Genomic DNA, 16,264 nt, shown 5'->3' with positions numbered 1-16,264 from the left:
CTGCCCTTCCTGCGTTCAGGAAGCCGGAGATGATTGACTCTCACTATGGTGCCCCATGAGTTTGGGTATAGCTCAGCTCAGGAAGACAAGGGGGTCACGAAGGCAATTCCGGTGCGCAGGGCCGCGTTGCGTACGTGTTCCTGCATGGCCTTCTGTGCCGCCGCCGAAGCCCGCCGGGCCAGGCCGCGGAGGATCTTGCGGTGCTCCTGCCAGGTTTCCATGGCCCGCTCGGGCCGGATGAACGGTAGCTTCTGGCTTTCCAGGAAGATCTGCGCGCTGGTGCTGAGAACGCTCAGCATCGCCTGGTTGCCGCAGGCCAGGAGCAGCTTGTGGTGGAATTCGAAATCCAGCCGGGCCGCCGCCTCGAAATCCCTCGCCAGCAACTCCTGGCGCATGGCATCGACATTGTCCTCCAGGGCATCCAGCTCATCGGCGGTCAGGGTGACCGCCGCCAGCCCCGCCGCGAAACCTTCCAGGGCATAGCGCAATTGAAAGATATCCACAGGCGAGGCCTGGGCAGCGAATGGCCAGTCCAGCCCGCTGGCAACCGGCGCCACTTCCTGGACAAACACGCCCTTGCCTGGCTGCACACTGATCAGCCCCAGGGCGCTCAGGGATGACAGCGCCTCGCGCAGCGAGGCCCGACTGACCCCCAGTTGCAACGCCAGATCTCGTTGCGAAGGCAGTGCATCGCCCGGGCCGAAGCCGCGCTCGGTGATCAGTTGGCGAATGGCTTGCACCGCCACTTCGGGTACCGCACGGCTGATGGAGTTCATGAACTTGAGGCTGGCCCGGGCTAGAAAAGCTCCCTTGTAAAGCTATTCGCCGAACCCGGCAAGTCGTGCCCCAGCAGGGTTCGGCAACCCGCCCCGATGCCCGATCCAGGTGCAAGAAAAGCGGCAACTGTTCAGACCAGTAAGACCAATGCAACCCAGCAAAACCCACCTTCACCGGGCTTTTCCAGCTGATTGGCACGACCCGTGCTCTGTCGCCACGCAGAAATCACTTCCTGATGCTTCCGGAGAATCGCCATGCCCACACGCTTCAGCGCCCTGCTCTGCACCCTGTTTGCCAGCCTGATGCTGAGCCAGGCACCAGCCCAGGCCAACGCCCTGGATGACGTACTGGCCCGCGGCACCCTCAAGGTCGCCGTGCCCCAGGACTTCCCGCCGTTCGGCTCGATAGGCCCGGACATGCAACCCCGCGGCCTGGACATCGACACCGCACGCCTGCTGGCCGAACAGCTCAAGGTCAAGCTGGAGCTGACCCCGGTGAACAGCACCAACCGCATCCCGTTCCTCACCACCGGCAAGGTCGACCTGGTGATTTCCAGCCTCGGCAAGAACCCCGAGCGGGAGAAAGTCATCGACTTCTCGAAGGCCTACGCGCCCTTCTACCTCGCGGTGTTCGGCCCGCCCGAAGCCGCCATCGCCAACCTCGACGCGCTCAAGGGCAAGACCATCAGCGTGACCCGCGGCGCCATCGAAGACATCGAACTGACCGCCGTGGCGCCCCAGGGCGCGACCATCAAGCGCTTCGAGGACAACAACTCGACCATCGCCGCCTACCTCGCCGGCCAGGTCGACCTGATCGCCAGCGGCAACGTGGTGATGGTCGCCATCAGCCAGCGCAACCCGAAACGCATCCCGGTGATGAAGATCAAGCTCAAGGACTCGCCGGTCTACGTCGGGGTGAACAAGAACCAGCCGGAGCTGCTGGACAAGATCAACCAGATCCTCACTGCCGCCAAGGCCGACGGCGCCCTGGAGAAAAACGCCCAGCAGTGGCTCAAGGAGCCGCTGCCGGCCGACCTTTGACCGCCCTTCCGGAGCTTGAGCATGGCTTATCAGTTCGACTTCCTGCCGGTGCTGGAAAACACCGGCCTGCTGCTGCGCGGCGCGCTGTTCACCCTGGAGCTGACCGCCATCGGCACGCTGCTCGGGGTCAGCCTGGGGATCATCGGCGCGCTGGTGCGGGCCTGGAAGATCCAACCCCTGGCGACGATCTTCGGCCTCTACGTCGAACTGATCCGCAACACCCCGTTCCTGGTGCAGTTGTTCTTCATCTTCTTCGGCCTGCCGTCCCTGGGCCTGCAGATTTCCGAGTGGCAGGCGGCCGTGCTGGCCATGGTGATCAACCTCGGCGCCTATTCCACGGAAATCATCCGCGCCGGCATCCAGGCGATTCCCAAGGGCCAGTTGGAAGCCGCCGCTGCACTGGCCATGAGCCGCTTCGAAGCCTTCCGCCACGTGGTGCTGCTACCGGCCCTGGGCAAGGTCTGGCCGGCCCTGTGCAGCCAAATCATCATCGTCATGCTCGGCTCCGCCGTTTGCTCGCAGATCGCCACCGAAGAACTGAGCTTCGCCGCCAACTTCATCCAGTCGCGCAACTTCCGCGCCTTTGAAACCTACGCCCTGACCACCCTGATCTACCTGTGCATGGCCTTGCTGATCCGCCAGTTGCTGAACTGGATCGGCCAGCGCTACATCCTGAGGAACAGCCGATGAGCGACTTCACTTTCTGGGACATCCTGCGCAATCTGCTCAGCGGCCTGCAGTGGACCCTGCTGCTGTCCCTGGTGGCCTTTGTCGGCGGCGGCCTGATCGGCCTGCTGATCATGACCCTGCGGATCTCCGACAAGGGCTGGGCCCGCTCCTGCGCTCGCACCTATATAGAATTGTTCCAGGGCACGCCGCTGCTAATGCAGCTGTTCCTGGTGTTCTTCGGCATCGCCCTGCTGGGGGTGGATATCTCGCCCTGGCTGGCCGCGGCCATCGCCCTGACCCTGTTTACCAGCGCCTACCTGGCGGAGATCTGGCGCGGCTGCGTCGAGTCGATTCCCCACGGTCAGTGGGAGGCCTCGGCGAGCCTGGCCCTGAGCCCTTATGAACAGCTGCGCCACGTGATCCTGCCGCAAGCGCTGCGCATCGCCGTGGCCCCCACCGTGGGCTTCTCGGTGCAAGTGGTCAAAGGCACCGCGGTGACCTCGATCATCGGTTTCACCGAGCTGACCAAGACCGGCAGCATGCTGGCCAACGCCACCTTCGAGCCCTTCATGGTCTACGGCCTGGTGGCCCTCGGTTACTTCCTGCTCTGCTACCCCCTGTCCCTCAGTGCCCGCTACCTGGAAAGGAGACTGCATGCCTCTGCTTAGAATTTCCGCCCTGCATAAATATTACGGCGACCACCATGTGCTCAAAGGCATCGACCTGAGCATCGAGGAAGGCCAGGTGGTGGCGATCATCGGGCGCAGCGGCTCGGGCAAGAGCACCCTGCTGCGCACCCTCAACGGCCTGGAGTCGATCAACGACGGAGTGATCGAAGTCGACGGCGAGTACCTCGACGCGGCCCGCGCCGACCTGCGCAGCCTGCGGCAGAAAGTCGGCATGGTGTTCCAGCAGTTCAACCTGTTTCCCCACCTGAGCGTGGGCGAGAACGTGATGCTGGCCCCGCAGGTGGTGCAGAAGGTGCCCAAGGCCCGGGCTGCCGAGCTGGCGCGGCAGATGCTGGCGCGGGTCGGCCTGGCGGAGAAGTTCGACGCCTTTCCAGACCGGCTGTCCGGTGGCCAGCAACAGCGAGTGGCAATTGCCCGGGCCCTGGCGATGTCGCCCAAGGTGCTGTTGTGCGACGAGATCACCTCGGCCCTGGACCCGGAGCTGGTCAATGAAGTGCTCAGTGTGGTGCGCCAACTGGCCCGGGACGGCATGACCCTGATCATGGTCACCCATGAGATGCGCTTTGCCCGGGAAGTGGGCGACAAGCTGGTGTTCATGCACCAGGGCAAGGTGCATGAAGTGGGGGATCCCAGGCAGCTGTTCGCTCATCCGCAGACCGCCGAGCTGGCGAACTTCATCGGCGGTGCCGAGCAGGCTTGAGGCGCCTTCTTCATGGAGGCGGGCTGGCCGGCGAACAGCCACAGCACGCCTGCCGAGGGTTTTATGCGTTGAATCAACGCATTGGACACTGCGCGTTGGCGCGAGCCGTTGATCGTGGCAGGATGGCGAGGTTATCGACCGAGACCCCCAACCATGCCCCAATCCCAAGCCAAGAATCTGTCCCTGATCGCCGCGATCGATCTGGGCTCCAACAGCTTTCACATGGTCGTGGCCAAGGCCCGGAACGGTGAAATCCGCATTCTCGAGCGGCTCGGTGAAAAGGTTCAACTGGCCGCCGGCATCAACGAAGAACGCCAGCTCAACGAAGAATCCATGCAGCGCGGGCTCGACTGCCTCAAGCGCTTCTCCCAACTGATCAATGGCATGCCGCCGGGCACCGTGCGCATCGTCGGCACCAACGCCCTGCGCGAGGCGCGCAACCGCGGCGAATTCATTCGCCGCGCCGAGGAAATCCTCGGCCACCCGGTGGAAGTCATCTCCGGCCGCGAAGAGGCCCGGCTGATCTACCTCGGGGTGTCCCACACCCTCGCCGACACCCCGGGCAAGCGCCTGGTGGCCGACATTGGCGGCGGCAGTACCGAATTCATCATCGGCCAGCGCTTCGAACCGCTGCTGCGCGAAAGCCTGCAGATGGGCTGCGTGAGCTTCACTCAGCGTTATTTCCGCGACGGCAAGATCACCCCGGCCCGCTACGCCCAGGCCTACACCGCCGCGCGGCTGGAGATCATGAGCATCGAGCATGCCCTGCATCGCCTGACCTGGGACGAAGCCATCGGCTCTTCCGGGACCATCCGCGCCATCGGCCTGGCCCTCAAGGCCGGCGGCCAGGGCAGTGGCGAAGTCAACGCCGAAGGGCTGGCCTGGCTCAAGCGCAAACTGTTCAAGCTGGGCGACGCCGAGAAGATCGACTTCGAAGGCATCAAGCCCGACCGCCGGGCGATCTTCCCGGCCGGCCTGGCGATTCTCGAAGCGATCTTCGACGCCCTGGAACTGCAACGCATGGACCACTGCGAAGGCGCCCTGCGTGAAGGCGTGCTCTACGACCTGCTGGGCCGCCACCACCATGAAGACGTCCGCGAGCGCACCCTCAGCTCGCTGATGGAGCGTTACCACGTGGACCTGGAACAGGCCTCGCGGGTCGAAGGCAAGGCCCTGCGCGCCTTCGACCAGGTCGCCGCGGACTGGGACCTGGAAGACGGCGTCTGGCGCGAACTGCTGGGCTGGGCGGCCAAGGTCCACGAAGTGGGGCTGGACATCGCCCACTATCATTACCACAAGCACGGCGCCTACCTGATCGAGCACTCGGACCTGGCCGGCTTCTCCCGCGAAGACCAGCAAATGCTGGCGCTGCTGGTACGCGGCCACCGCCGCAACATTCCCAAGGAGAAATTCGCCGAGTTCGGCGACGACGGCATCAAGCTGATCCGCCTGTGCGTGCTGCTGCGTTTCGCCATCCTGTTCCACCACATCCGTGGCACCCAGCAAATGCCCCAGGTGAGCCTGCGCGCCCAGGGCGACCACCTGGATCTGGAGTTCCCGGAGCACTGGCTGGATGAAAACCAGCTGACCCAGGCCGATTTCGCCCTGGAAGCCGAATGGCTGACGCGGGTCGGCATCGTGCTCAACGTCAGCTGACCCCACCTGCCCAGCCCCTAGGAGCCGGCCGACGCTTTCGCTGGCAAGCCAGCTCCACACGCAAGGCAATAAAAAAGGCCAGCCCGGTGATCGGGCTGGCCTTTTTATTTGGCGCCTGCCGCGCTTAGCGCACCGGCAATACCGGGCTGCCAAGACGCTCCAGCAAGGTCGCCTGGGCGCTGCGCGGGTTCTGGTTGCCGGTCGGCGTGTTGCGGATGTAACGGCCGTCGGACTGCAGGCTCCAGCTGTGGGTGTTATCGGTGAGATAACTTTCCAGCTCTTTCTTGACCCGCAGAATCAGCTTCTTGCCTTCCACCGGGAAGCAGGTCTCGACTCGTTTATCGAGGTTGCGCTCCATCCAGTCGGCACTGGAAAGGAACATCTGTTCCTCGCCGCCGTTGAGGAAGTAGAACACCCGGGTGTGCTCCAGGAAGCGGCCGATGATCGAGCGCACGTGGATGTTGTGCGATACCCCGGCAATCCCCGGACGCAGGCAGCACATGCCGCGCACCACCAGATCGATGCGCACGCCGGACTGGCTGGCCTTGTACAACGCGCGAATGATCTTCGGATCGGTCAGCGAGTTGAACTTGGCAATGATGTGCGCCGGCTTGCCGTCCAGGGCGAACTGGGTCTCCCGGGCGATCATGTCGAGCATGCCCTTCTTCAGGGTGAACGGCGCGTGCAGCAGCTTCTTCATGCGCAGGGTCTTGCCCATGCCGATCAGCTGGCTGAACAGTTTGCCGACGTCTTCGCACAAGGCGTCGTCGGAAGTCAGCAGGCTGTAGTCGGTGTACAGACGGGCGTTGGCCGCGTGGTAGTTGCCGGTGCCCAGGTGCGCATAACGCACGATCTCGCCAGCTTCGCGACGCAGGATCAGCATCATCTTGGCGTGGGTCTTGAAGCCCACCACGCCGTAGATCACCACCGCGCCGGCCGCTTGCAGGCGGCTGGCCATCTGCAGGTTGGACTCTTCATCAAAGCGCGCACGCAGTTCGATCACCGCGGTGACTTCCTTGCCGTTGCGCGCCGCGTCCACCAGGGCGTCGACGATTTCCGAGTTGGCACCACTGCGGTACAGGGTCTGGCGCACCGCCAGCACGTGCGGGTCCTTGGCGGCCTGGCGCAGCAGGTCGACCACCGGGGTGAAGGATTCGAACGGGTGCAGCAGCAGGATGTCCTGCTTGCTGATGACGCTGAAGATGTTCTCGCTGTTCTGCAGCAGCTTGGGAATCTGCGGGGTGAACGGGGTGTATTGCAGCTCCGGATGACTGTCCAGACCGGTGATGCTGAACAGCCGCGTCAGGTTCACCGGGCCATTGACCTGGTACAGCTCGGTCTCGTGCAGGTTGAACTGCTTGAGCAGGTAGTCCGACAGGTGTTTCGGGCAGGTGTCGGCCACTTCTAGGCGCACCGCGTCGCCGTAGCGCCGGGAGAACAGCTCGCCGCGCAGGGCGCGGGCCAGGTCTTCGACGTCCTCGGTGTCCACCGCCAGGTCGGCGTTACGGGTCAGGCGGAACTGATAGCAGCCTTTTACCTTCATGCCCTGGAACAGGTCATCGGCGTGGGCGTGGATCATCGACGACAGGAACACATAGTTGTCGCCAGGGCCGCCGACTTCTTCCGGCACCTTGATGATCCGCGGCAGCAGGCGTGGCGCCGGGATGATCGCCAGGCCGGAATCGCGACCGAAGGCGTCGATGCCTTCCAGCTCGACGATGAAGTTCAGGCTCTTGTTCACCAGCAACGGGAACGGGTGCGTCGGGTCCAGGCCAATCGGGGTGATGATCGGCGCGATCTCGTCACGGAAGTAACGGCGTACCCAGGTCTTGAGCTTGGCGGTCCAGTAGCGGCGACGGATGAAGCGGATCTGGTGCTTCTCCAGTTCCGGCAACAGGATGTCATTGAGGATCGCGTACTGGCGGTCGACGTGACCGTGCACCAGCTCGCTGATCCGTGCCAGCGCCTGATGCGGCTGCAGGCCGTCGGCACCGGCCTGTTCACGGGCGAAGGTGATCTGCTTCTTCAGGCCGGCGACGCGGATCTCGAAGAACTCGTCCAGGTTGCTGGAGAAGATCAGCAGGAACTTCAGGCGCTCCAGCAGCGGGTAGGACTCGTCCAGCGCCTGTTCCAGCACGCGGATGTTGAACTGCAGCTGCGACAGCTCGCGGTGAATGTACAGGCTGCTGTCATCCAGGTTGGGAATGACAATGGCCGGCGCCGGTGGCGCCTCGGCCACCGCGGGCGCGGGCTCCAGCTCCGGCGGGGTTTCAACCACTGGCTCGACCACCGGCTGAGCGTCTTTTACGGCAACTTCTGAGAGTCCTTCAGTATTCATCGCGTGTTCCTGGGAGGGCTATTTTTGCTCTCGTAACAATTGAGCAGCACGAACGGCAAAGTAAGTCAGGATGCCATCGGCACCTGCACGTTTGAAAGCGGTCAGGGATTCAAGAATAACCCCCTCACCCAACCAACCATTCTGGATGGCCGCCATGTGCATGGCGTATTCGCCGCTGACCTGATAGACAAAGGTCGGCACCTTGAATTCATCTTTGACCCGCCAGAGGATGTCCAGGTACGGCATGCCTGGCTTGACCATGACCATGTCCGCGCCTTCGGCGAGGTCCGCCGCCACCTCATGCAGGGCTTCCTGGCCGTTGGCCGGGTCCATCTGGTACGAGGCCTTGTCGGCCTTGCCCAGGTTCAGCGCCGAGCCCACCGCATCTCGGAAGGGGCCGTAGTAGGCGCTGGCGTATTTGGCCGAGTAGGCCATGATCCGCACGTTGACGTGCCCCGCCAGTTCCAGGGCTTCACGGATCGCCTGGACCCGCCCGTCCATCATGTCCGACGGCGCCACCACCTGGGCCCCCGCCTCGGCGTGGGACAACGCCTGGCGCACCAGGGCATCGACGGTGATGTCGTTCTGCACATAACCCTGTTCGTCGAGGATGCCGTCCTGGCCATGGGTGGTGAACGGGTCGAGGGCGACATCGGTGATCACCCCCAGTGCCGGGAAACGTTCGCGCAAGGCGCGGGTGGCGCGCTGGGCGATGCCCTCCGGGTTCCAGGCTTCGGCAGCATCCAGGGACTTGAGCCCGGCCGGCGTCACCGGGAACAGCGCCAGCGCCGGAATCCCCAACTCGACCCAATGCGCCGCCTCTTCCAGCAACAGGTCGATGGTCAGGCGCTCGACCCCGGGCATCGACGCCACCGCCTCGCGGCGATTCTCACCCTCAAGCACAAATACCGGCAGGATCAGGTCATCCACGCTCAACCGGCTTTCACGCACCAGGCGGCGGGAAAAATCATCGCGACGGTTGCGCCGCAGACGAGTGGCTGGGAACAGGCGATTGGCAGGGGTAAAGCTCACGGCGGACTCCAGGGCTCGCGCGGGCGGGCGAGCGGCACAGTTATAAGCGGGCATTATGACGAACAGATGACAGTTGTGCTCAAGCTGTTGACCGACAGCAACACTCATTGTCATTGGCCCAATTGTTCACGTCGAGACACATTTCGATACTTTCCCGAACGTCGTCGAAGGGGTAGGCTGCGCGTTCATTTCGCCAGCATCCAGACAATGCTCCAACAATTTCTTCAGGATTTCGGCTACTTCGCCCTCTTTCTCGGCACGTTTTTCGAAGGTGAAACCATTCTGGTTCTTGCCGGGTTTCTTGCGTTCCGCGAATACATGGATATCAAGCTGGTGATGATCGTCGCCTTCTTCGGCAGCTACGCCGGTGACCAGCTGTGGTACTTCCTGGGGCGCAAGCATGGCCGCAAGCTGCTAGCGCGCAAGCCGCGCTGGCAAATGATGGGTGACCGGGCGCTGGAGCATATCCGCAAGCACCCGGACATCTGGGTGTTGAGCTTCCGCTTCGTCTACGGCCTGCGCACCGTGATGCCGGTGGCCATCGGCCTGTCCGGCTATCCGCCGGGCCGCTACCTGCTGCTCAACGGTATTGGCGCGGCCATCTGGGCCGTGGCCCTGGCCCAGGCCGCCTACCATTTCGGCGCGGTCATGGAAGGCATGCTCGGCAGCATCAAGAAGTACGAGCTGTGGGTGCTGGGCGCCCTGCTGGTGCTGGGCTTCGGCCTGTGGGTACGCCGGCGCTTCAAGAACGCCCGCCTGGCCAAGCAGATCTACGAGGCCGAACAAGCCGCCGCGCGAGACGAGGCCAAGGCTTCGACGACACCGGTGGAGTGACACGCCCGTCATTTGGCATGCTGTCGGCACCATGAACCTGGAGAAACAACCATGAGCAAAAAAGTTGCAGTGATCCTTTCCGGTTGCGGCGTGTTCGACGGTGCCGAGATCCACGAGAGTGTGATCACCCTGCTACGCCTCGATCAGCGTGGTGCCCAGGTGCAGTGCTTCGCCCCGAACATTCCCCAGATGCATGTGCTCAACCACCTGACCGGCGAAACCATGGCCGAGACCCGCAACGTGCTGGTGGAGTCGGCGCGCATCGCCCGAGGCGAGGTCAAGGACCTGCGTGAAGCCAGCGTCGACGACTTCGATGCGCTGATCATTCCCGGCGGCTTCGGCGCGGCCAAGAATCTGTCCAGCTTCGCCACCGAAGGTGCTGCCTGCACTGTCCAGGCCGACGTCCTGGCCCTGGCCGAAGCCTTTGCCGAAGCAGGCAAGCCGGTGGGCCTGATGTGCATTGCCCCGGCCATGGCAGCGAAGATCTACGGCCCCGGCGTGACCTGCACCATCGGCAACGATGCCGACACCGCCGCCGCCCTGGGCAAGATGGGCGCCACCCACGCCGAATGCGCAGTGGGCGAGATCATCGAAGACAAGGCGCGCAAGCTGGTGAGCACCCCGGCCTACATGCTGGCGAAATCCATCAGCGAAGCGGCCTCGGGCATCAACAAGCTGGTGGACCGGGTGCTGGAACTGACTCACGAAGGCGAGAAATAGCCCTCTAGCAAGCCGTACCGGGGGGGGAGCCTGCTCCCCCTTCAGGCCTGACGCGCCAGGCGAGTCAGGATGCGATCCAGGGCATTGGCGAACGCCTGCTTCTCCCGATCGCCATAAGGCGCCTGCCCGCCGCTGACCTGCCCCTGCTCACGCAGGTCGGTAAACAGGTTGCGCACCGCCAAACGCTCCCCCATGTTCTGCGCATCGAACTCCTTGCCTCGCGGGTCCAGGGCAGCCACGCCCTTTTTCACCAGGCGGTCGGCCAGCGGCACATCGCTGCAGATCACCAATTCGCCGGGTACCGCGTGCTCCACCAGGTAATCGTCGGCGGCATCCGGACCGCTGGGCACCACAATCAGCCTGACGCAGGCAAACGCCGGCTTGATCTGCGCCTGCCCGGCCACCAGCACCACCTCGAACTGGCGCTTCAAGGCGAAGCGCACCACTTGATCCTTGGCCGCCTTGGGGCAAGCGTCGGCATCGATCCACACACGCATTGAATGTTCTCCTTCCAGAATGCAAAACGGGCAAGCCACCCCGTGCAGGAGCAGGCTTGCCCGCGATCAACCGCGTAGCGTCAAGAAGCCTGCAAACGCCGCTTCTCACTCAGGCGACTGCGACTATAAAGCACCACGATCGCCAGGATGGCCACCGCCTGGGCACCCAGCGAGTACGCGTCGGCGTGGATCCCCAGCCAATCGAAGTCGAAGAACGGCACCGGCCGGGTGCCGAAGATACCGGCCTCCTGCAAGGCCTTGACCCCGTGCCCGGCGAACACCACCGACAAGGCGCAGAGCAGCGCCGCGTTGATGCCGAAGAACAGTGCCAGCGGCAGCTTGGCCGAACCCCGCAGGATCACCCAGGCCAGGCCCACCAACAGCACCAGGGCGGTGGCACCGCCAGCCAGGACCGCGTTGTGCCCGGCAGGCCCCGCCTGCAGCCACAGGGTCTCGTAGAACAGGATCACTTCGAACAGCTCGCGATACACCGAGAAGAACGCCAGGACGGCAAAGCCGAAACGCCCACCGCCGCCCACCAGGCTGCTCTTGATGTAGTCCTGCCAGGCCGCCGCATGCCGGCGGTCGTGCATCCACACCCCGAGCCACAGCACCATGACGCTGGCGAACAGCGCGGTGGCGCCTTCCAGCAACTCGCGCTGGGAACCGCTGACGTCAATCACATAAGCCGCCAGGGCCCAGGTGCCCAAGCCCGCCAGCAGCGCCAGGCCCCAGCCGACGTTGACGCTGCGCACCGCCGATTGCTGGCCGGTGTTGCGCAGGAAAGCGAGGATAGCCGCCAGCACCAAAATCGCTTCCAGTCCTTCGCGCAGCAGGATCAGCAAGCCGGAGATAAAGCTCAGCGACCAGCTCAGGCTGTCGCCGCCCAGAAGCTCGGCCGATTCCTTGAGCTTGGCCTTGGCCGCGTCCAGGCGCTGCTCGGCCTGAGCCACCGGCAAACCGTCCTGCAACGACTGACGGTAGGCCATCAGGGCTTTTTCCGTGTCCTTGCGCACCGTGGCATCGACGTTGTCCAGGGAGCTTTCCACCAGCTCGAAACCTTCCAGATACGCCGCTACCGAGAGGTCGTAGGCCTGCTCATGGTCACCGTTGCGATAGGCTGCCAGGCTCTTGTCCAGGGTCGATGCGGTGTAGTCCAGCAACTGCGCCGGGCCACGCTTGACCTGGGGCGGTTGGGCCCGTTGGGCACGGAAGGTTGCAGCCGCCTGCGGGCCTTGGGCAGCCAGCACTTCAGCAGGCGTCTGCCGGGCCAGATCGGCCAGGTTGAAGCCCTGCTCGCCCTTGACCGCCGCCGGGTCGGCGCTGAACCCGGCAATGTAGGTGGCCAGGTCCCAACGTTGACGGTCATCCAGCTGATCGGCGAAGGCCGGCATGTCCGTGCCTTCAACACCCAGCCCCAGGGTGTTGTAGACGGCGTACAGGCTCAGGCGATCAAGACGCTCGGCATCTCGCAGATTGGCCGGTGGCGGGGTCATGCCAACGCCGGCCGGCCCATCGCCAGCGCCTTTCTCACCGTGGCAGACCGAGCAGTGCTGGGCATACAGCGGCGCACCGCGGCTTGGGTCCGGGGTGATGACCGGCGCCTGGCTGACCTCATAGGCCACCGCCAGCTTGGCCCCCATCTGCCGCGCCAGACGTGCCACCTGGCCCCCCTCGACACGCTCGTCCACCGCCTTGCGCAGACTGGCAACGCCCTGCTCCAGCTCGGCCTTCTCCGGTTTGGCCGGCAGGTCGGCGATCAGCCCCTGCAAGACCCCGAGAAACTCCACCTGCTCGCGGTATTCGGACTCGTCGATGACCTTGCCGGCTTCAACCGTGGGTGGGTAATCGGCGCCAATGTAATCCAGCAGATGCAGGGCCTTGGGCGCGCCGTCGACGGTATCGGCCAGCAGCTTGGAGCTGCAGAGCGCGAGTACCGGCAGCACCAGCAACGCCAGTAAACGGGAAGGGCCAGTCATGAACGAATCTCAAATGGAAATACGAAGTAACATATTGTTCACTCCCAGTGAGTTTCACTCAAGGCTTATTGCCCCGCTGAAACATCTTCGTTCAGCGGCCGCCTGCCCCAGCTCGCAAGTTTCAGCGGCTTTTGCCACGCCCTCGCAGGCCTTCAGAAAACCACTCGGCACCCTTCCCGCACCCTGGCCGGCCATCGATAATGCGCCACCTCTCGCAGGTCTCGCTCAGGGAAGAAACACCGCTCATGACCCGCCACCCGATTCCTTCGCTGCTCTTGGTTGCGCTGCTGTTGAGCGGCTGTTCGATCTTTCGCAACTACGACCTGGAGCTGCAGCAGACCAACCAGCAACTGAGCGCCGGCAATGTCGACGGCGCCCTGAACCTGCTGGAGCAGCACAATCCCTGGCAGGACAAGGACCTGCTCTACTACTTCGAGAAAGGCGAACTGCTACGGGCCAAGGGCGACCTGATCGGCAGCCAGCTGGCCTGGCGCCGGGCCGACCGGGTGCTGTTCACCTGGGAAGAGTCGGTGAAGTTCGACAGCGCCAAGTACTTGGCCCAGTTCGGCAGCTACCTGATCAACGACAAGGTCCGACGCTACGAGGGCTACGACTACGAGAAGGTCATGCTGACCACCCAGATGGCGATCAACCACCTGGCCCAGCAGGACTTCGACGGCGCGCGCATCGAGATCAAGAAGACCCACGAGCGCGAGGCGCTGATCGCCGAGCTGCGGGACAAGCAGTACCTGCAGCTCGAAGAACAGGCCCACAGCCAGGGCATCAACGTGCGCTACCAGGATTTGCACGGTTATCCGGTGGCCACCCTGGACGCCCCGGAAGTGCTGGAACTGAAGAACAGCTACCAGAGCGCCTTCAGCCATTATCTGGCCGGCTACCTCTACGAAGCCCTGGGCGAAAGGGGCCTGGCCGCCGCCGGTTATCGCCAGGCGATCGAGCTGCGCCCGCGCACGCCGCTGCTGGAACAAGCCCTGCGCAGCCTGGATCGACCCACCGCCAAGGCCGACGAAAGCGACTTGCTGATCATTGTGCAAAACGGCCTGGCACCGGCCCGGGGCTCGGTGCAACTGCCGGTGACCGTGGAGATCGAGGGCCAGCCGATCCCAACCCTGATGTCGTTCCCCATCATGCTCGCCGACACCTCGACCCGCCCCGTGGAACAACTCAGCGTGGATGGCCGCACACAGCCACTGACCGCCCTCAACAGCATCAGCGCGATGTCGCGCCGGGCCCTGCGCGACGACATGCCCGGGATCATCCTGCGCACCACCTACCGCGCCCAGTCCTACGCCGCCTTCCAGGCGCAGCAATTGAAGAAGGACCCGCAGCGGGCCAAGGAGAGACAACAGCTCAACGTACTGATCGAAGACGCAGACACCCGCACCTGGCGCACCCTGCCGGACACCACCCTGGTAGCCCGTTTGCGCCTGAAGAAAGGCCAGCACCGGCTGGCCCTGGGCAAGACCGCGCAATTGCCCTTCAAGCTGGACCAGCGCTTCCAGGTCATCAGCCTGCGCAGAGTGGGTGACCAGCTGTTCGTCATCGCGCCCGCGCCAGAGGAAAGAAAGCCGCTGGCCGCGCTGTTCGGTGGTTAATGCGCAGCCGCTCACATAGTGGCTAACTAGATATCAATCTGACCCTAAAAAGCCATTACATCACCCAGAACCACGTTTATAATGCCGCGCCCTCGTTATCGCGAGATGGCATTTAAGCTCCTCTTTTTATGAGGAATTGGCATGGTAGCCAGCGCTCCTGCCAGTGGGTTCGTCCAGCCCGACCCGCACGCCCGGCTGTCTCATTCAGGGAAGAAGAAGTACCCATGGCATCCCGCGCCCTCACTTCGATTGCGCTCGGCGCAGTCACTCTGCTTGCAGGCTGTTCGGCCTTCCGCAGCTACGACAACGAGCTTCAGGAAACCAACCAGCAACTGCGCGCCGGCAACCTCGATGCCGCCCTGATCCTGCTGGAAAAGAACAACAAGGGCGAAGACAAGGACCTGCTCTACTACTTCGAAAAGGGCGAGTTGCTGCGGGCCAAGGGCGACCTCAATGGCAGCCAGGCCGCCTGGGGCCATGCCGATCAGGTGGTGGCCAGCTGGGAAGACTCGGTCAAGCTCGATACCGACAAGTACCTGGCCCAGTTCGGCAGCTTCCTGGTCAACGACAAGGTCCGCCGCTACGAAGGCTACGACTACGAAAAGGTCATGCTGACCACCCAGATGGCCATGAACCTGCTGGCCGGCAATGACTTCGACGGCGCCCGCATGGCGATCAAGAAGACCCACGAACGCGAAGCGGTGATCGCCGAACTGCGCGACAAGGAATACCTCAAGCGCGAGGACGAAGCCGAGAAGCAAGGGATCAAGACCGAGTACAAGGACCTCAAGGGCTACCCGGTGGAAGCCCTCGACGCACCAGACGTGGTCAACCTGAAAAACAGCTACCAGAGCGCCTTCAGCCACTACCTGGCCGGCTTCGTCTACGAAGCCCTGGGCGAGAAGGACCTGGCCGCCCCTGGCTACCGCAAGGCTGCCGAACTGCGCCCCAACACACCGCTGCTGGAGCAGGCTCTGCTGAACCTGGACCTGCCGATGGAACCGGTGAAAGTCGAAGCGCCGAGCAAAACCTCGGGCAAATCCAAGCGCAAGGCTGCCCCCGCCGCCACCAAGGCACCTGCGGTACCCGCCCTGGCGGCCAATGAAAGCGATGTACTGATCGTGGTGCAGAGCGGCCTGGCCCCGGCCCGGGACTCGGTGCGCATTCCCCTGCCTCTGCCGATCAACGACCACTTGGTGATCACCCCGCTGTCGTTCCCGGTGATCAAGGCCGACACCTCGACCCAGACCTTTGCCCAGATCGGCATCGACGGCCAGCAGCAGAACCTGACCCTGCTCAACAGCACCACCGCCATGTCCCGCCGTGCCCTGCGCGACGACATGCCGGGGATCATCCTGCGCACCACGGTGCGCGCCGTGACCCGTGGCGTAGCGCAAAAGAACCTGAACGAAGTCAACCCGCTGGCCGGCCTGGCCGTGGGCCTGGCCTCGGCGGTGACCGAAGGCGCCGACACCCGCACCTGGCGCACCCTGCCGGACAACACCCAGGTAACACGCCTGCGCCTCAAGCAGGGCGAACACAGCCTGACCCTGCCCAACGCCCTGGGCGGCACCCAGGTGCAGGTCAAGATTGACCAGCGCTACCAGGTGGTCGCCCTGCGGGTCGTCGGCAACCAGGTGTTCAGCAGCGGCCTGGCCGCCCATGTCATCCCGAACAACGCCGGCCAGAACATGGCCAGCAACCAACGTCCTTAAGC

14 protein-coding genes are annotated in these 16,264 nt (G+C 63.9%); 9 read left to right on the top strand and 5 right to left on the bottom strand.

What is annotated here, in order from left to right; translation table 11 throughout:
* Nucleotides 1–77 precede the first annotated feature (77 nt).
* Nucleotides 78–776, bottom strand: coding sequence for a FadR/GntR family transcriptional regulator (locus tag LXM55_RS13905; RefSeq protein ID WP_233320874.1), 699 nt, complete (start codon nucleotides 774–776; stop codon nucleotides 78–80).
* Between the two features lie 255 nt (nucleotides 777–1,031).
* On the opposite strand from LXM55_RS13905, the gene LXM55_RS13900 reads away from it, so the two are divergent.
* From LXM55_RS13900 to ppx, 5 genes are all read left to right on the top strand, one after another.
* Nucleotides 1,032–1,817, top strand: coding sequence for a transporter substrate-binding domain-containing protein (locus LXM55_RS13900; protein WP_233320873.1), 786 nt, complete (start codon nucleotides 1,032–1,034; stop codon nucleotides 1,815–1,817).
* Between the two features lie 21 nt (nucleotides 1,818–1,838).
* Complete coding sequence (locus LXM55_RS13895; protein ID WP_233320872.1) at nucleotides 1,839–2,507, top strand: amino acid ABC transporter permease; 669 nt, start codon at nucleotides 1,839–1,841, stop codon at nucleotides 2,505–2,507.
* Nucleotides 2,504–3,154 carry an amino acid ABC transporter permease gene (locus LXM55_RS13890; RefSeq protein WP_233320871.1) on the top strand — a complete coding sequence of 217 codons (651 nt, stop codon included), beginning with the start codon at nucleotides 2,504–2,506 and terminating at the stop codon, nucleotides 3,152–3,154. The genes LXM55_RS13895 and LXM55_RS13890 overlap by 4 nt, the downstream gene beginning before the upstream one ends.
* Nucleotides 3,141–3,875, top strand: a complete 735-nt coding sequence (locus LXM55_RS13885; protein ID WP_233320870.1) for an amino acid ABC transporter ATP-binding protein — start codon at nucleotides 3,141–3,143, stop codon at nucleotides 3,873–3,875. Before LXM55_RS13890 ends, LXM55_RS13885 begins: the two co-directional genes overlap by 14 nt.
* A 153-nt stretch (nucleotides 3,876–4,028) precedes the next feature.
* Nucleotides 4,029–5,531 carry an exopolyphosphatase gene (gene ppx, locus LXM55_RS13880; protein WP_233320869.1) on the top strand — a complete coding sequence of 501 codons (1,503 nt, stop codon included), beginning with the start codon at nucleotides 4,029–4,031 and terminating at the stop codon, nucleotides 5,529–5,531.
* A gap of 124 nt (nucleotides 5,532–5,655) precedes the next feature.
* On the opposite strand, the gene ppk1 is transcribed toward ppx, so the two are convergent.
* Both ppk1 and hemB read right to left on the bottom strand, forming a co-directional pair.
* Nucleotides 5,656–7,869: a polyphosphate kinase 1 gene (ppk1, locus tag LXM55_RS13875; protein ID WP_233320868.1), complete on the bottom strand. Its 2,214-nt coding sequence runs from the start codon at nucleotides 7,867–7,869 to the stop codon at nucleotides 5,656–5,658.
* Between the two features lie 18 nt (nucleotides 7,870–7,887).
* On the bottom strand, nucleotides 7,888–8,901 hold the full coding sequence (hemB, locus tag LXM55_RS13870; RefSeq protein ID WP_233320867.1) for a porphobilinogen synthase: 1,014 nt from the start codon (nucleotides 8,899–8,901) through the stop codon (nucleotides 7,888–7,890).
* A 207-nt stretch (nucleotides 8,902–9,108) separates the two neighbouring features.
* Here hemB and LXM55_RS13865 point away from each other — a divergent pair, with 207 nt between their 5' ends.
* Both LXM55_RS13865 and elbB read left to right on the top strand, forming a co-directional pair.
* Nucleotides 9,109–9,735 carry a DedA family protein gene (locus tag LXM55_RS13865; protein ID WP_233320866.1) on the top strand — a complete coding sequence of 209 codons (627 nt, stop codon included), beginning with the start codon at nucleotides 9,109–9,111 and terminating at the stop codon, nucleotides 9,733–9,735.
* A 51-nt stretch (nucleotides 9,736–9,786) separates the two neighbouring features.
* Nucleotides 9,787–10,455: an isoprenoid biosynthesis glyoxalase ElbB gene (gene elbB, locus LXM55_RS13860; protein ID WP_233320865.1), complete on the top strand. Its 669-nt coding sequence runs from the start codon at nucleotides 9,787–9,789 to the stop codon at nucleotides 10,453–10,455.
* Nucleotides 10,456–10,496: 41 nt separating this feature from the next.
* On the opposite strand, the gene LXM55_RS13855 is transcribed toward elbB, so the two are convergent.
* Both LXM55_RS13855 and LXM55_RS13850 read right to left on the bottom strand, forming a co-directional pair.
* Nucleotides 10,497–10,952, bottom strand: coding sequence for a YaiI/YqxD family protein (locus LXM55_RS13855; RefSeq protein ID WP_015637443.1), 456 nt, complete (start codon nucleotides 10,950–10,952; stop codon nucleotides 10,497–10,499).
* Nucleotides 10,953–11,032: 80 nt separating this feature from the next.
* Entirely contained in the window at nucleotides 11,033–12,931 is a 1,899-nt protein-coding gene (locus LXM55_RS13850) for a cytochrome c/FTR1 family iron permease (protein ID WP_233320864.1), read from the bottom strand.
* Between the two features lie 245 nt (nucleotides 12,932–13,176).
* Between LXM55_RS13850 and LXM55_RS13845 the strand changes: the two genes are divergently transcribed.
* Both LXM55_RS13845 and LXM55_RS13840 read left to right on the top strand, forming a co-directional pair.
* The gene (locus LXM55_RS13845) at nucleotides 13,177–14,547 is read left to right on the top strand and encodes a COG3014 family protein (RefSeq protein ID WP_233320863.1); all 1,371 of its coding nucleotides are present in this window, start codon (nucleotides 13,177–13,179) and stop codon (nucleotides 14,545–14,547) included.
* Between the two features lie 224 nt (nucleotides 14,548–14,771).
* Complete coding sequence (locus tag LXM55_RS13840) at nucleotides 14,772–16,262, top strand: COG3014 family protein (RefSeq protein ID WP_233320862.1); 1,491 nt, start codon at nucleotides 14,772–14,774, stop codon at nucleotides 16,260–16,262.
* Nucleotides 16,263–16,264: the final 2 nt, after the last annotated feature.

It is taken from the genome of Pseudomonas sp. Au-Pse12 (genome assembly GCF_021341665.1).
GTDB lineage: Bacteria > Pseudomonadota > Gammaproteobacteria > Pseudomonadales > Pseudomonadaceae > Aquipseudomonas.
This window is presented reverse-complemented; position numbering and strand designations above follow the sequence as displayed.

Bases quoted from the DNA above. Each gene is read 5' to 3' on its own strand.
- LXM55_RS13905 (WP_233320874.1), bottom strand. From the start codon at position 776: ATGAACTCCATCAGCCGTGCGGTACCCGAAGTGGCGGTGCAAGCCATT.
- LXM55_RS13900 (WP_233320873.1), top strand. From the start codon at position 1,032: ATGCCCACACGCTTCAGCGCCCTGCTCTGCACCCTGTTTGCCAGCCTG.
- LXM55_RS13895 (WP_233320872.1), top strand. From the start codon at position 1,839: ATGGCTTATCAGTTCGACTTCCTGCCGGTGCTGGAAAACACCGGCCTG.
- LXM55_RS13890 (WP_233320871.1), top strand. From the start codon at position 2,504: ATGAGCGACTTCACTTTCTGGGACATCCTGCGCAATCTGCTCAGCGGC.
- LXM55_RS13885 (WP_233320870.1), top strand. From the start codon at position 3,141: ATGCCTCTGCTTAGAATTTCCGCCCTGCATAAATATTACGGCGACCAC.
- ppx (WP_233320869.1), top strand. From the start codon at position 4,029: ATGCCCCAATCCCAAGCCAAGAATCTGTCCCTGATCGCCGCGATCGAT.
- ppk1 (WP_233320868.1), bottom strand. From the start codon at position 7,869: ATGAATACTGAAGGACTCTCAGAAGTTGCCGTAAAAGACGCTCAGCCG.
- LXM55_RS13865 (WP_233320866.1), top strand. From the start codon at position 9,109: ATGCTCCAACAATTTCTTCAGGATTTCGGCTACTTCGCCCTCTTTCTC.
- elbB (WP_233320865.1), top strand. From the start codon at position 9,787: ATGAGCAAAAAAGTTGCAGTGATCCTTTCCGGTTGCGGCGTGTTCGAC.
- LXM55_RS13855 (WP_015637443.1), bottom strand. From the start codon at position 10,952: ATGCGTGTGTGGATCGATGCCGACGCTTGCCCCAAGGCGGCCAAGGAT.
- LXM55_RS13850 (WP_233320864.1), bottom strand. From the start codon at position 12,931: ATGACTGGCCCTTCCCGTTTACTGGCGTTGCTGGTGCTGCCGGTACTC.
- LXM55_RS13845 (WP_233320863.1), top strand. From the start codon at position 13,177: ATGACCCGCCACCCGATTCCTTCGCTGCTCTTGGTTGCGCTGCTGTTG.
- LXM55_RS13840 (WP_233320862.1), top strand. From the start codon at position 14,772: ATGGCATCCCGCGCCCTCACTTCGATTGCGCTCGGCGCAGTCACTCTG.